Source organism: Burkholderia sp. 8Y, assembly GCF_902506145.1.
GTDB lineage: Bacteria > Pseudomonadota > Gammaproteobacteria > Burkholderiales > Burkholderiaceae > Caballeronia.
Map to the genome: position 1 here is coordinate 1863713 of NZ_LR733519.1, position 15445 is coordinate 1879157.

The window sequence follows — 15445 nt, forward strand, 5'->3', positions numbered from 1 at the left end:
GTACTTATCGTGTCGACGTTCCGACACTATACGAGGCCGCCATGTTTCACTTCGCCTGGGCGTCCGCGACGTTCTGTTCCTGCGCCGGCTGATCCGCGTCCCATCCGCCGCCCAATGCCTTCACGAGCGCGACCGATACCGTATGCTGCTGGCCGCGAATCTGCACGTCCTGCCGCTCGCTCGTGAGCAACTGCTGCTGCGCCGTGATGACATCCAGATACGCAACGAGGCCGCCGGAATAACGGTCGTTCGCAAGCGACAGCAGACGCTGTGCGTCCATCACAGCCGCGTGTGATTGCCTGGCCGCGCCATCGAGCACGGACAGCCCGACGATGCCGTCCTGCACTTGCTGAAACGCATTGAGCACGGTCTGACGATAATTCGCTTCCGTTGCGCGATACCCCTCGCTTGCGAATGCGACGGCCGCCGAGCGACGGCCGCCATCGAACACGACCTGGCTCGCCATCGTGCCGATGGTCCACAAGAGGCTCGGCGCGGAGAACAGGCTCGACAGTGCAGTACTTTCCCAGCCGATGCTGCCGTTCAACGTAAGGCTCGGAAAGAACGCGGCCTTCGCCACGCCGATCTGCGCATTGGCCGCGGCCATCGCCCGTTCGGCGGAAGCGACATCGGGTCTGCGCTGCAAGACGTCGCTCGGAAGGCCGAGCGGAATCGGCGGAATGGGGCGTTCATCGACCGCGGCCGCAATCGAGAATTGTGGCGCGGGCGTGCCGACGAGCGCGGCGATCGCATGTTCGTATTGCGCGCGCTGATTGAGCAGCAGTTGCGCCTGCACGCGCGTGGAATCGAGCTGCGATTGCTGTTGCAGAACGTCGAGGCCCGACACCGCGCCGAGACTGTGCTGCGTGTTCACGTAGTCGAGCGCCTTCTGCTGCAACTGCACCGAGCGATTCAGCACGTCGAGTTCCGCATCGAGCTCGCGCATCGAGAAGTAATCGCCTGCGAGTTCGGTGGTCAGCACGAGGCGGGCGTTCGCGAGATCGTCGCGTGTCTGGTCTTCCGATGCCTGCGCGCTTTCCACTTCGCGGCGAATGCGGCCGAAGAGATCGAGGTCGTAATTGACGGTGGGCGCGAGCTTCAGATCGCTCTGCACCGTCGACATGTTCGGCGTGGTGTAGTTGTTCACCGGGCGATTGCGCGAGGTCCGCGTGCGCGCCGCCTGCGCGCCGAGGTCCACTTCGGGCAGCGCAAGCGATGAGGTTTGCGCGAGCGTCGCGCGTGCCTGCTCGTAATGCGCGCTCGCGGCGGCCAGCGTCTGGTTCTGCGCGAGAGCTTGCGATTCGAGCCCGTTAAGGATGTCGTCGTCGAAGCCGCGCCACCAGTCGAGCGCGAGCGGTGCGTGCGAAGGCTCGGCCACGCGCCAGTACGAGTCCGTCTTCCACGTGGGCGGTGTCTCTGCGACGGGCCGCTGATAATCGGGGCCGACGGTGCAGGCCGCGAGCATCGACAGCAAAGCAACGGATGCCATGCGTCTCATGATGCGGCCTTCTTGTCGCCGGCTTCTTGCTGGGGTTGCTGTTGTTGCTGATGCTGCTGACCTTGCTGAGGCGCGATGACGACGTGATCGCCGTCCGCCACCGAATCGCTCGGATTGACGATGATCTTGTCGTTCGCTTCGATGCCGCTCTCGATTTCCAGCGTCTGACCGTTGTCCTGCGCGATCACGATCTTGTGCAGATGCACGTGACCGCTCGAATCGACGACGGCAAGCCGCGGACCTTCCGCGCGAAACAGCAGCGCATTACCCGGAACGATCAGACGCGCATGGGCGACGGACGGCACCGCGACCTGCACATACGCCCCCGGACGCAGACGTCCATCCGCATTGGGCAGCGTCACTTCGATCTGCAGCGAACGCGTGGGCACGTCGATCGCGCCGGAGATATGCGTGATCTTGCCGTGAAACTGCTGCCCCGGCAGCTCGGCCTGCGTGACGACGACCTGTTGGCCGACCGATACGTTCTGCGCATACGCCTGCGGCAGTTGTACATAGACGCGCAACGGATCGGACTGCGCGAGCGCGAAGAGCGCGCGGCTTGCGCCGCTGCCTGCGTCGATGAGATCGCCGACATCGACATTCCGTTGCGTGACGACGCCCGCGAACGGCGCCACGATACGCTTAAACGATTCGAGCTGACGCAGGCGCTTCACGTTCGCGTCGGCGGCGGCGAGATTCGCGACGTCCTGGTTATACGTGCTCTGGCGTTCATCGAGTTCCTGTTGCGAAACGGCATCGCGTTGGCGCAATTGCTGCCAGCGTTCGAGCGATGTTTTGGCCAACCCGAGACTCGATGCGGTCTGATCGCGCTGCGCGACGGCTTGCGCGAGTTCCTGATCGATCTCGGGCGTATCGAGATCGGCGAGCAACTGTCCCTGCTTCACGCGCGCGCCGATATCGACATACCAGTGCAGCAGATAACCCGTTGCACGCGCGTAGATCGGTGACTCGACGAAGCCGCGCAATGTCCCCGGCAACGTGGTCTCGCCGCTGCCGTCCGTCTGCGTCGGCGAAGCGACGTTGACGTATTGCCGGGCGTTTTGCTGCGTGCGCGTGGCGACAGACCGGCTATGCACGAGGTCGCTGACGACGGTGCGCGCCGCGCCTATCGCAAGCAATGCGAGCACAATGACGATTGCAATCTTCGCGCGTTTCCATTCGAGGTTGCGCGGCGGCAGCGCCGGGCCTTCGTTGGGATCGCGTGCAGGAATGGCCAGCGATGCGTGGTTCTTTTCAGTCATGTTCGGCTTCGGGCGTGGTGCGGTTCAATGTTGATCGTCATGCTGCGCCAGGTCTTTTCGCCGTGCCCGGCGTGCGAGCCGCGAATGAATGCCCGCGAAAACGAGCGGCACGAAAAAGAGTGTCGATACCGTTGCGAACAGCAGTCCGCCGATGACCGCACGGCCGAGCGGCGCGTTCTGCTCCGCGCCTTCGCCGAGGCCGAGCGCCATTGGGACCATGCCGATGATCATCGCGAAGGCGGTCATCAACACGGGACGGATGCGGCTCGCGCCGGCTTCGAGTGCGGCGGTGAGCGGCGGTGCGCCGGCCGTGAGGCGCTGCCGCGCGAAGGACACCATCAGGATACTGTTGGCGGTCGCGACGCCCATCGTCATGATCGCGCCGGTCAGCGCGGGCACGGAGAGATGCGTGCCCGTGAGAAACAGCATCCAGATGATGCCCGCGAGCGCCGCCGGCAATGCGCTCACAATGATGAGCGGATCGACCCATGACTGGAAGTTCACGACGATCAGCAGATACACGAGCACGATCGCCATCGCGACGCCGATGCCCAGGCCGAAGAACGACGTGCGCATGGTTTCCACTTGTCCACGCACCGCGATCTGGCTTCCGCGTGGCAGCGTGCCGCGCGCTTGCTCGACGAGTTGATTGACGCGTCGCGCGACGCTGCCGAGATCGCGTCCTTCGACGCTCACGAAGATATCGATGACCGGACGTATGTTGTAGTGCGAGATGACCGCGAACTGACTGTGCGGCGACAGGCGCACGAGGTTGCCGAGCAGTTGCGTCGGTCCCGTGTTCGATGCCGATACGGGCGTACGCATCAGTTCATCGATCGACGACACCTGATACTGCGGCGTCTGCACCGCCATGTTGTATTCGACGCCGTTGCGCGGATTGAACCAGAAGCCCGGCGATGTCTGTGAACTGCCTGACAGCGAAATCAGCACGTTCTGCGCGACATTGCTCGCGGAAAGATTGAGCTGCTGCAAGCGCGTGCGGTCCATCTGCAAATTGAGCGCGGGCTGGTCGAGCTTTTGCTGGATATGCGTATCCACGTTGCCGGGAATCATGCGTATCTGCTTCATCAACTCGGTCGCCACCTGAAAGTTGCCTTGCTGGTTTTGCCCCTGAATCTGCACGTCGATGGCGGCGGGCAAACCGAAGTTCAGGATCTGCGTGACGATATCCGCCGGCTGAAAGAAGAATTCGACGCCCGGAAAAAGACGTGGCAGCAAGGCACGCAAGCGGTCGATGTAGTCCTGCGTCGGCGCATGATCGGGCTTGAGCGCGACCTGTATCTCGCCGTCCAGCGTGCCGATGGTGCCCGCGTTGCTATACGACAGGTTGATGCCGCTATAAGGAAGGCCGAGGTTATCGAGGATGGTGGCGAGCTCGTCTTGCGGCACCACTTGGCGGACGACTTTCTCCACTTCATCCGCGAGACGCGCTGTTTCCTCGATACGCGTGCCGGTCGGTGCGCGCATGTGCATGCGGATATCGCCTGCATCGACACTCGGGAAAAAGTCTTCGCCAAGCACGAACACGAGGCCCGCCGACAGCAGACAAAAGCCCAGAAAGAGCGAGCCGAACATCCGCCGCCGCACAAGCAGGCTGCTCAGAATGACGATGTAGGCCGCGCGCATCCGCTCGAAGCCGTGATCGAAACGGCGATGCAGCCGCATGAAGAGATTCGGCCGGGCCTTCGCATCCGGTGCGTGCGCGTGACCCATCAGCAGCATGGCAAGCGTCGGCACAAGCGTGCGCGACAGCACGTACGACGCCAGCATCGCGAAGACCACGGCTTCCGCGAGCGGCACGAACAGATAGCGCGCGACGCCGGTGAGAAAGAACATCGGCACGAACACGATGCAGATACATAGCGTGGAAACGAGCGCAGGCACGGCGATTTCGCCCGCGCCTTCGAGAATCGCTTCGTGCAGGTCGGTGCCCAGATGCAGGTGGCGCTCGATGTTCTCGATGGTCACGGTCGCGTCGTCGACCAGAATGCCGACAGCAAGCGCCAGGCCGCCCAGCGTCATGATGTTGATGGTTTGCCCGAGCGCGTGCAGTGCGATCAGCGACGAGAGAATCGACAGGGGAATCGAGATCGCGATGATGCATGTGCTGCGCCAGTTGCCGAGAAAGAGCAGGATCATCGCGGCGGTGAGCGCGGCGGCGATCAATGCTTCACGCACCACGCCCTGCACGGCGGCCTTCACGAAGACGGACTGGTCGAACAGCGCGTTGATCTTGAGATCTTCGGGCAGCGCGGCGCGTGCTTGCGGCAAGAGGCCATGCAACGTATTGACGATCGCAAGCGTGGACGCATTGCCGTTCTTGAGCACGGAGATGAGCACGCCGCGTCGTCCGTCCTGCCGCACGATGTTCGTCTGCGGCGAGGAGCCGTCGCGCACGTGAGCCACTTCGCGCAGGTACGTGGTCGCGCCGTTCAACGTGCGTACCGGAATGTCGTTCAGGCCCGCGACGGTCGTCGGCGAGCCGTTCATGTTGATCGTGTATTCCCTCGGGCCGATCTTGGCTGTCCCGGTCGGCAGGATCAGGTTCTGCGCGTTGACCGCGCTCACGACATCGGCCGGCGTGAGGCCCTTGGCAAGCAGTGCGCGCGTATCCAGATCGACCGAAATGAGGCGCGTCCTGCCGCCATACGGATACGGCACGGCCGCGCCCGGAATCGTCACCAATTGCGGACGCAGAAAGTTGAGCGCAGTGTCGTTCAGTTCCTGCTCCGACTGCTTGGGACTCGAGAGCCCCAACTGAATCACCGGAATGCTCGACGCCGAATAGCTGATGACGAGCGGCGGCGTCGCGCCCGGCGGCATCTGCTTGAGTTGCGCCTGTTCGACGGCCACGGTCTGCGCAATCGCCGTCTGAATGTTGGCGGTCGGCTGAAGGAACAGCTTGATGATCGCGATGCCGGGAAGCGACTGCGACTCGATGTGCTCGATGTTATTGACGGTCGTCGTCAGACTGCGTTCGTTGACGGACGTGATGCGATTGGCGATGTCCTGCGACGACAAGCCCGTATAGGTCCAGATGATGCTGACCACCGGAATGTCGATCTCGGGAAGCACGTCCACCGGCGTCGTCAGAAGGACGAAGGGCGTGGCCAGCACGATCATGATGGCCATGACGATGAACGTATAAGGGCGCTTCAGCGCAACGTTGACGATCCACATTGAGTCGTTAGAAGAGTGCGAGGGAAGGGCGCCGTGGCCGTGCTTCTAAGCACGTTGCGTTCAGTGCCGCTATGGTAGTGTCCGCGCACCAACGAGACAATGACGCGAAAATGGCGGTTTCGTCAGGTAAGGCTATTTGAAAGCAAACGTTCGGGCGTTGCTTCCAATCGTATGATGAAGCCGAGCGACCGCATTGCGTGATCGCTCGATGACGGCTCGAAGTTCACTGGCCGTTCGTGTCGCTGGGCAGCGCCCGCGGCGAAGCGGAGCGATAGACGCTCGCGCCCGTATAGATGCCTTCGCGCTGGTCGAGGAAACTGCCGGGATAACGTTGATCGTCGACGCCGGGATAGTAGCCGGATCGTTCCGCTCGGATCAGATCGTCGCGGACCTGCTGACGGGTCAAACCGTTCGGCTGTGCGGCGGCGGCGAGCGGCGAGAGCGCGAACACGACAAGGGCAATGCGCGTGACTGACTTCATGGCGAACTCCTCATGCGGATGGACGGACGCAACGTAGAGGCGCGTTCACGGCAAGCGCAGCCGTGGACGGTCCATTGTAAGCACGGGCGTGCGCGAGGAATTCGCCTTTTCGCGGCGGTTTTATCGAAGGCTGTACATAAACACGCGCTTTATTGCGGCGTCTGTCCTGACGGCATGTTCGACGTCGTATGGCCCGAAGCCGACGTGCCGTCCGGCGATGCGCCATAGGCCGTGCCCGAATGCACGCGCGCTTCGGCGGCCTGGATGTCGTTGGGATAGAACGCATCGCGTGCGGACGGCTGATAACCGGCCTGTTCGACTTGCTGAAGGTCCTGCTTGACCTGATCGCGCGTCAAGCCTTCCTGGGCCAGCGCAGCGAGGGGCGATGCGAGGGGCGATGCGATAAGCGCGGCTGCAACAATGCGCGTGACGAGTTTCATGGCGAACTCCTGATACGGGTGAACGGCGATCGCGGCATGCGGTCGGTGACGGACGAAAGCCGACATAGCGCCTTTCGCCAGGACTGAATTCTATTTGTCGTACCGTGACGAGATGCTGGCGGCCACATGACGTTCTGGTCAGCGGCGCCGGTGTGTCGGCTGTCTGAAAGACGGCGCAGCCAGTGATAGACTCGCCTCGCGCAACGCCGGCGAAGAACTCCACGCCGCACTTCTTCATCGCAACGGGAACCGATCAATTGCCGTTCAAGCTGCCGACCACCGCCACCGCTCCGTTCTGTCCATCGGAAGTCAAGGGCTCGGTCGTCGTCGCGCCGGGTACGCCGCTCTGGAAAAAGCTGCTGCAATTCGCGGGGCCTGGACTGCTCATCTCCATCGGCTACATGGACCCCGGCAATTGGGCGACCGACATTGAAGCGGGCTCGCGCTATGGCTATGGTTTGTTATTCGTCGTCGTGTTGTCGAGTATCGCGGCGATGGTGCTGCAATGCCTGTCGATGCGCCTTGGCATCGTCACGGGCCGCGACCTCGCGCAGTTATCGCGCGAGCGTTATGCGAAGCCCATCGCTAATGCGCAGTGGATGCTCGCGGAGTTGTCGATCATCGCGTGCGATCTCGCCGAAGTGCTCGGCGGCGCACTGGCCTTTCATCTGCTTTTCGGCTGCTCGCTGATGTGGGGCGTGATCTTCACGGCGTTCGACACGCTCATCGTGCTGGGGCTGAAGGGCAAGAACTTCCGCGATCTCGAAGCGATCATGCTTGGACTCATCGCGACCATCGGCGTGGGATACATCGTGGAGTTGGCGCTCGTCAAACCGCACTGGCCGTCCGTCGCGGCGGGACTCGTGCCTTCGTTCAGCGTGCTGTCCGAGCGCGAACCGCTCTATCTCGCCATCGGAATTCTCGGCGCAACCGTGATGCCGCATAACCTGTATCTGCATTCGTCCATCGTGCAGACGCGCGTCATCAGCCGCGAGCACAAAGACCTTGCGTCGTCGATCCGGCTTTCGCGGCTCGATACCATCGCGTCTTTGGTGCTTGCGCTTCTGATCAACGCCGCGATTCTGATTCTCGCGGCTTCCGCGTTTCATGCGACCGGCCACACGCAAGTGACTGAAATCGAAGACGCGTACAAGCTGCTTGCGCCCATCGTCGGTAGCGGGCTTGCCGCGATTCTGTTCGCCGTGACGCTGTTCGCTTCCGGTCAGAGCTCGACCTTCACGGGGACCATTGCAGGGCAGGTCATCATGGAAGGCTTTCTGCGGCTGAAGATTCCGTGTTATCAGCGGCGCTTCATCACGCGGGCGCTTGCACTCGTGCCCGCGCTGATCGGTGTCTATGTGATGGGCAACGGCGCGGTCGGCAAGCTGCTTGTCGCAAGCCAGGTCGTGTTGAGCCTGCAATTGCCGTTCGCGCTGTATCCGCTGATCCGCATGACGAGCGATCGCGCGCTCATGGGCAGCTTCGGGAACGCCGCGCATACGAAGGTCATCGCGTGGCTGCTGTTCGTCGTGATCAGCGCCGCGAACATCTGGCTCGTCGTGCAGACCGCGACGGAATGGTTCGCGTAAGCGCCACGGCTTACGCGAACCGCTTACTTGACGACTGCGACCGGCGTATTCGATCTCGCCGCGACAGCAGCGGGAACCGCGGCGTCGGCGGGCAGCGCCTGATCGACCGTCGTGCGTCCGCCATCGCGGAAGAACGCGAGTTCCGCCGCCTTGTTCAGCACCAGGATGCTGATACGCCGGTTCGTCGGCTCGTCGATGACGTCCTTGTTGAGCGGCAGGACGTCGGCCAGGCCGCGCACTTGCAGCACCTTGCCTTCGTTCATGCCGCCTGCGACCAGCGCGCGCCGTGCCGCGTTCGCACGCTCGCCCGACAGCTCCCAGTTCGAATAGCCTTTCTGATTGCCGGAGTAGGGCACGGCATCCGTATGGCCCGCAATCGACACGCGATTGTCCACGTCGTTGAGCGATGCACCGATGTTCGACAGAATCGTCGTCACGTAGCCTTCGAGCTTCGAGCTGCCCGTCGCGAACATCGGGCGCTTGAGCGAATCGACGATCTCGATACGCAAGCCTTCGCTCGTGATCGCTATGCGAATCTGATCCTTGAACGCGCGCAAGGCGGGCGTGTTCTCGATCAGCGCGGTCAGCTTCTGCTTCAGTTGTTGCAGGCGCTGCATGTCGTCGGCCGCGACGGCCGCGCGCGCGATGGAAGGCGGCACGGGTTGCGTCTGGCTCTTGTTGGCTTCGCCCGGACGCGAGCTCGACAAATCCTTGCCGCCGCCGTTGATGACGCTCGTGTGCGCGGACGCGCCGCCTTCATTGCCGAATAGCGCGGAAAGCGGCGTGTTGAAGTATTGCTCGATGCCTTCCTTGTCGTACTTCGACGTGGAGCCGAGCAGCCACATCAAGAGGAAGAACGCCATCATCGCGGTCACGAAGTCCGCATACGCGATCTTCCACGCGCCGCCATGATGGCCGCCGTGGCCGCCGCCCTTCTTCTTGCGACGCACGACGATAGTGGGCGCGAGCACGGATTGCAACGGGTCGCGCGACGGTCTCTCAGCCATGAACGATGTTCCTTATGTCTTTGCGCAAGCGGGTCAGGCCGACTTCGGCGACTTGGTGGCGCGCACGGCGTCGTCCAGTTCCTTGAAGCTCGGACGGTCCGCGGTGAAGAGCACCTTGCGGCCGAACTCGACGGCGACCGTCGGCGCGTAGCCGTTCATCGAAGCGAGCAGCACGGACTTCACGCACTGAAACGGCTTGGCTTCGGCTGCGCCCTTTGCGTTGAGCAAGTCGGCGACCGGGCCGATGAAGCCGTACGCGAGCAGAATGCCGAGGAACGTGCCGACCAGCGCGCCCGCGATCATCTCGCCGAGCACAGCGGGCGCGGCGCCGACAGAGCCCATCGTATGCACCACGCCCATCACCGCGGCGACGATGCCGAACGCGGGCAAGCCATCGGCCATCTTCTGAATGGCGTTCGCGGCCACCGCGCTTTCCGAGTGATGCGTCTCGAGTTCCTCGTCCATCAAGTCCTGCAATTCAAGCGCGTTCACGTTGCCCGCCGACATCATGCGCAGATAATCGACGATGAAGTCGAGCAGGTGATGATCCGCCATCACGTGTTCGTACTTCTGAAAGACGGGGCTGGACTCGGGCGCGTCGACGTCGGCTTCGAGCGCCATCATTCCTTCCTTGCGGGCCTTTTGCAGCAGTTCGTAGAGCAGCGCGATCAGCGAGAGGTATTTCTCTTTGCTATACCCGCCACCTTTGAAGATCTTCGGCAGTGCCTGCAAGGTTTTCTTGAGCGTGGACGTCGGGTTCGACACGACGAACGCGCCGATGGCCGCGCCAAAAATACACAGCAACTCAAAAGGCTGAACGAGGGCCGCCAAATGACCGCCGACCCCCATGAAGCTCCCGATAACGGAGCCGATGACGACCACCCATCCGATAACGACAAACATGATTTCTCCGCAAATGTCCGGGCGTTGCGAGCCGTGCGCGCTCGTCAACGAAACACGCACGGCTCGCAATGCATTGTCTGCATGCTGCTGGGCTTTTTAACGGCGCGGTACACGCCGACATTTAGGGTGGCTCACGCAAACATTTCAGCCCGCTATTGCGCGAGGTAAAAGTTACGCGCCTGCTTTACGTGGAAGGTAATGGATTGCTGCTACGCGCTTCGTCTAACATCGGCGCATGGACACGACACTGACAGAAACCGCGCGGCGCGCGCCTGACATCACGCCTGCGACCGTCGGCGCACTGCTGCGCGAATGGCGTCAGCGCCGGCGCATGAGTCAGCTCGATCTCGCTTGTATAGCGGACGTTTCGACGCGGCACTTGAGCTTTGTCGAATCGGGGCGCTCGGTGCCGAGCCGCGACATGCTGATCCGCCTGGCCGAGCAGTTGCAGGTGCCCTTGCGCGAGCGCAACGCGCTCTTTCTCGCGGCGGGCTATGCGCCGCTGTATCGCGAGCGCGCGCTCGCCGACCCGCAGCTCGAATCCGCGCGGCGCGCGGTGGAACTCGTGCTGAAGGGCCACGAGCCGTATCCGGCGCTGGCGGTGGATCGCCACTGGACGATGATCGCGGCGAACGCGGCGCTGCAACCGCTCGTCGCATCGGCGGATGCGTCGCTGCTTGCGCCGCCGGTCAACGTGCTGCGCCTGTCGATGCATCCGCGAGGGCTCGCGAGCGTCATCGAGAACTGGCACGCGTGGCGCGCGCATCTGCTGGCGCGTCTGCGTCGCCAGATCGACGTGTCCGGCGATGCAACGCTCATCGCGCTGCTCGACGAACTCGCGGATTATCCCGCGCCGCCGCACGCCGGAAGCGCCGAGCGCGGCGAGACCGATCCCGTGCTCGTGCCGCTGCGCTTGCGCACCGGGCTCGGCGTGCTGTCGCTCTTTAGCACGACCACGGTGTTCGGCACGCCGGTCGACATCACGCTGTCCGAACTCGCCATCGAAGCGTTTTTCCCCGCCGACGACGCCACCGCGCGCATACTGCATCAGGCGCGCGACGTGCGTGGCTGATACCGGCGCGCGGAACCTGCCGCTGCCGCGCGAATCAATGAAGAAGGGAGCGGCGCACGCGACCCCGTGCGCTTCGTGTCGGTGCGCTTGCGTCAGTTTTGTTCAACCAACGCAGAAGGCAGCCATGATTCAGACATTCGAACAAGTGATCGGCGGCGAGCGCATGCAGTTTTGCGCGAGCATCGCGGAAGGCGGCGGGCCGCAGCGCGTCATCATCAGCCGGGCGGATTCGGCGGAATCGCTCGTGATCGTCGAGGCCGATGGCATCATCGGCACGATCCGGGCGGAAGTGGAAGCGCCGGACACATTCGTCGCGGACGCCGTGCGCAAGGCGCAGCAGGAAGCGTTGATCGAGCGGGCGCTCGAAACCGGCGTCGTGCAGACGACGAGCCTTTAGCTTTCTTTCATAGCGATGCCCGCGCGCCCGGGAGGCCGCGCGGGCATTTGCGTCATACGTGCATCGGATAGGTCTACAAACGCGGTTCGCCGTTCTTCGGGTCGGCCGGAACCAGCGGCGTCGCCGAATCGGGGCCGTCCGGCATGTCCGGATCGTCGGGATTCGGCGCGGCGTCCGGATCGAGCAACTTGTCCGGGTCCGGTTCGACGGTTTCCTCGGGGGCGTGTGACATATTCGACATGATGCGTCTCTCCTGAAGGTGGCTTCGCCCAGTTCGCAACCTGCGTTCCCGGCTTCGACACGCGGTCACACCGTTACTCTGCCGCGCGTCGCGCTCGCTGCGTGGCGTCCGCGCCCTCCGGCGCCGCCCTCTTTCTCACGCCGCGCGCGACCATCGCCGCGCACGCCAATATCGCCGCCGAAATTGCCGCCGACCAGCGCACGGCATCGACAATCTGCGCCGATGCCGCGCTTGCGCCGTGGCCCGCGAACGCGCCGAACGCGGCCACGCCGATCGCGCCGGCAGCTTGCCGAGCCGTGTTCAGCACCGCGGACGCCGTGCCCGCGCGCCGCTGGCCGACCGTGCCGAGCAGCGCGGTCGTCATCGCGGGGACGGCCACGCCCATGCCGGACGGGATCAGCAGGAACGGAAGCAGCAGAACGAGCGTCGGCGTGTGAGCATCGACGAATACGAGCGCCGCGAAGCCGGCGGCGTCGAGCAGCGCGCCCGCGATCATCGGGCCGCGCGAACCGAAGCGCGCCACGACGGGACCGCTCGCGAGGTTCGAGACGAGAAAGCCGCCCGTGAGCGGCAGAAATGCGAGCCCGGTCTGCAAAGGCGTGCGGCCGAGCACGCGCTGCAAATAAAGACTGAGCACGAACACGATTCCATAGTAGGTGAAGTTCACGCCGATGCCGAACAGCACCGCCGCGCTGAACGTGCGCTCGCCGAGAAGCGCCAGCGGCAGCATCGGCGCGCGGCTTTTTCGTTCGACCGCGATGAACGAGCCCGCCGCCGCCAGCGCGATCACAAACGCGCCGATCACGAACGGATGCAGCAGCCCGAGCGGCCGCGCTTCGATGACCGCGCCGACCAGCGTCGTCAGCGCCACGATGGCGAGCGCCTGTCCGCTCAGGTCGATGCCGTCGCCGCGCCCGTGCGATGGCGTCTTCTCGACCCACACGAGCGTCGCCGCGATGCCGGCCGCGCAAATCGGCAGATTCACCCAGAAGATGCTGCGCCAGCCGAACGCCGCGATCAGCAGTCCGCCGACGATTGGCCCCGCCGCGATCGACACCGCGCCCGCCGCCGTCCACAAGCCGACGGCGCGCGCCCGCACGCGCGGGTCGTGGCCGCACGCGGCGTTCAGCAGCGCGAGCGAATTCGGCAGCATCGCCGCCGCGCCGACGCCCTGACATGCCCGTGCCGCGATGAGCTGCGCCACGTCGCGCGAAAAGGCGCAGGCGAGCGACGCGAGCGCGAACAGAGCAAGGCCGCCGACGAAGAGACGCCGCGCGCCGAGCCGGTCGCCGAGCGATCCGGCGGACAGCATGAGCGCGGCAAACGCGAGCGCGTAGGCGTCCACGGTCCATTGCAGGCTCGCGACGCTCGCGCCGAGATCGTGTCCGATGCTCGCCAGCGCGACGTTGACGATCGAGACATCGAGTTGCGACACGACGAAGCCGACGCTCGTCGCCGCGACGACGCATATCTGGCGGGAAGAGAGTGTGGACTTCATGCCGCTCATCGTAGGCGCATGCCGCGCGCGATGTTTCGGCATCGCCTGAAATGAAAATGGCGCACCGCCGGAGCGTGCGCCATGACTCGTCAGGACTCGCCAGGACGAAGTGGTTTCCGGCTTCAGCGCGCGTCCTTGATGAAAAGCGCAGTCACCGCGCCGACGACGCACAGCGCGCCGACGTACAGCGCGGGCGCGGTCGGGCTCGACTTCATCATCAGCGAGACGACGATCGGCGTGAGCCCGCCGAACACCGCGTACGCGACGTTGTACGAAAACGAGATGCCCGAGAAGCGCACGGCGGGCGGAAACGACTTGACCATCACGAACGGAATCGCGCCGATCACGCCGACGGTCAGGCCCGTGAACGCGTACCACGGCAGCAGCATCGAGGCATCGGCGGCGACTTGCTGGAACAGCGCGTAGTACGAGCCCGCCAGCAAGAACGCGCCGATGAAGAGCGTCTTGCCCGCGCCGATGCGCCCCGCAATCGTGCCCGCCAGCACGCAGCCGACCGTGAGGCAGAGCGTCGCGGCGCAGTTCGCGATCAGCACCGTCGCCGGCGCGATATGGAACTGCTTTTGCAGCAGCGTCGGCGTCATTAGGATCACGACGACGATCGCGGCGGAGAGCATCCACGTGAGCAGCATCGACACGATGACCGCGCGGCCGTGGTCGCGCAGCACGGCCTTCAGCGGGAGTTCTGCCGCGAGCGACTTGCGCTTCTGGAGTTCGGCGAAGACCGGCGTTTCATGCAGCCAGCGGCGCAGATAGACGGAGCAGAGCCCGAACAGGCCGCCGAGCAGAAACGGCAAACGCCACGCGAAGCCGGCGACCTCGACCGGAGAAAAGGTCTTGTTGATGGCCGTGGCGATCAGCGAGCCGAGCAGAATGCCCGCCGTCAGGCCCGCCGTGAGCGTGCCGCACGCATAGCCGATGTGACGGCCCGGCACGTGTTCCGAGACGAACACCCACGCGCCCGGCACCTCGCCGCCGACCGCCGCGCCTTGCATCACGCGAAAAACGAGCAGCAGGACCGGCGCCATCAGACCGATGGACGCATACGTGGGCAAGAGGCCCATCAGGAGCGTCGGCACGGACATCAGCAGGACGGAAAGCGTGAACATGCGTTTGCGTCCGAGCAGATCGCCGAAATGCGCCATCACGATTCCGCCGAGCGGCCGCGCCAGATAACCGGCGGCGAAGATGCCGAAAGTCTGCAATTGCCGCAGCCAGTCAGGAATGCTCGCCGGAAAGAACAGTTGGCCGATGACCGGCGCAAAGAACACGAAGATGATGAAGTCGTAGAACTCCAGCGCGCCGCCCAGCGCGGCGAGCGCGAGCGTCTTGTAATCGCCGCGCGTGAGGGCGCGGCCGGCGGCGTGCGACGCGCCGTCGAAAGGTGTTGCCTGCATCGAATGAGAACCCGTAATGAGAAAAGCCACGCGTGCGATCGAGCGACGCATGGAAGTAGGCGATGCCCTGCGGGATGTCGGACGCGCCGGGTGAGCGCGAAACGGGAATGACTGCGGCGCGGCGCGAAGCCGGCGCGCGCCACCGCGCTGCGCATGCCGGCGGACAGCCGCGTCGCAGCTTGCTGTCACGCCGTCTCTGTAAGGCGGCGGAAGCGGGGACTTTCGGCTCGATGTAAGCCGAAGGCGGCATGTTACAGGATGTAAGTCGCCGCTACACAAAAATTAACATTCGATTGTCGCGCGCTCGCGCCACGGACCACGAACGGCGTTACATGCGTTGACATTTCGGACGAGTCCGATGGGAAAGGCTTGGCGCGCTGACCAGAATGCGTGCCTGTATTTGCCGTCTCTTTTTGTAACGAGACGCCCGGGGAGATGCCG

The 15445-nt window shown here is 64.1% G+C and carries 13 protein-coding genes; 3 read left to right on the top strand and 10 right to left on the bottom strand.

Annotated elements, in window-relative coordinates; translation table 11 throughout:
- Window positions 1-46 precede the first annotated feature (46 nt).
- From GV035_RS08165 to GV035_RS08185, 5 genes are all read right to left on the bottom strand, one after another.
- Window positions 47-1498, bottom strand: coding sequence for an efflux transporter outer membrane subunit (locus GV035_RS08165; protein ID WP_159834445.1), 1452 nt, complete (start codon window positions 1496-1498; stop codon window positions 47-49).
- Window positions 1495-2760: an efflux RND transporter periplasmic adaptor subunit gene (locus GV035_RS08170; protein WP_159834446.1), complete on the bottom strand. Its 1266-nt coding sequence runs from the start codon at window positions 2758-2760 to the stop codon at window positions 1495-1497. The genes GV035_RS08165 and GV035_RS08170 overlap by 4 nt, the downstream gene beginning before the upstream one ends.
- Before the next feature lie 24 nt (window positions 2761-2784).
- A complete protein-coding gene (locus tag GV035_RS08175) occupies window positions 2785-5961 on the bottom strand; it encodes an efflux RND transporter permease subunit (protein ID WP_159834447.1) in 3177 nt (1058 codons plus the stop codon).
- 223 nt (window positions 5962-6184) lie between these two features.
- Window positions 6185-6442: a DUF4148 domain-containing protein gene (locus GV035_RS08180; protein WP_159834448.1), complete on the bottom strand. Its 258-nt coding sequence runs from the start codon at window positions 6440-6442 to the stop codon at window positions 6185-6187.
- A 149-nt stretch (window positions 6443-6591) separates the two neighbouring features.
- Window positions 6592-6882, bottom strand: coding sequence for a DUF4148 domain-containing protein (locus GV035_RS08185; protein WP_159834449.1), 291 nt, complete (start codon window positions 6880-6882; stop codon window positions 6592-6594).
- A gap of 257 nt (window positions 6883-7139) precedes the next feature.
- Here GV035_RS08185 and GV035_RS08190 point away from each other — a divergent pair, with 257 nt between their 5' ends.
- A complete protein-coding gene (locus GV035_RS08190; RefSeq protein WP_159835033.1) occupies window positions 7140-8471 on the top strand; it encodes an Nramp family divalent metal transporter in 1332 nt (443 codons plus the stop codon).
- Between the two features lie 23 nt (window positions 8472-8494).
- Here the strand turns inward: GV035_RS08190 and motB are convergent, their stop codons facing one another.
- Window positions 8495-9478 carry a flagellar motor protein MotB gene (motB, locus tag GV035_RS08195; RefSeq protein ID WP_159834450.1) on the bottom strand — a complete coding sequence of 328 codons (984 nt, stop codon included), beginning with the start codon at window positions 9476-9478 and terminating at the stop codon, window positions 8495-8497.
- Window positions 9479-9511: 33 nt separating this feature from the next.
- Window positions 9512-10381 (bottom strand): flagellar motor stator protein MotA, encoded by an 870-nt coding sequence (gene motA, locus GV035_RS08200; protein WP_159834451.1) that lies wholly within the window; start codon window positions 10379-10381, stop codon window positions 9512-9514.
- Window positions 10382-10616: 235 nt separating this feature from the next.
- Between motA and GV035_RS08205 the strand changes: the two genes are divergently transcribed.
- Together GV035_RS08205 and GV035_RS08210 are read left to right on the top strand one after the other, a co-directional pair.
- The gene (locus GV035_RS08205; RefSeq protein ID WP_159834452.1) at window positions 10617-11453 is read left to right on the top strand and encodes a helix-turn-helix domain-containing protein; all 837 of its coding nucleotides are present in this window, start codon (window positions 10617-10619) and stop codon (window positions 11451-11453) included.
- A 124-nt stretch (window positions 11454-11577) separates the two neighbouring features.
- Window positions 11578-11850, top strand: a complete 273-nt coding sequence (locus GV035_RS08210) for a hypothetical protein (protein WP_159834453.1) — start codon at window positions 11578-11580, stop codon at window positions 11848-11850.
- 73 nt (window positions 11851-11923) lie between these two features.
- On the opposite strand, the gene GV035_RS08215 is transcribed toward GV035_RS08210, so the two are convergent.
- From GV035_RS08215 to GV035_RS08225, 3 genes are all read right to left on the bottom strand, one after another.
- Window positions 11924-12091, bottom strand: coding sequence for a hypothetical protein (locus GV035_RS08215; RefSeq protein WP_159834454.1), 168 nt, complete (start codon window positions 12089-12091; stop codon window positions 11924-11926).
- 73 nt (window positions 12092-12164) lie between these two features.
- On the bottom strand, window positions 12165-13598 hold the full coding sequence (locus tag GV035_RS08220) for an MFS transporter (protein ID WP_159834455.1): 1434 nt from the start codon (window positions 13596-13598) through the stop codon (window positions 12165-12167).
- Between the two features lie 113 nt (window positions 13599-13711).
- On the bottom strand, window positions 13712-15004 hold the full coding sequence (locus tag GV035_RS08225; RefSeq protein WP_159835034.1) for an MFS transporter: 1293 nt from the start codon (window positions 15002-15004) through the stop codon (window positions 13712-13714).
- Window positions 15005-15445 lie beyond the last annotated feature (441 nt).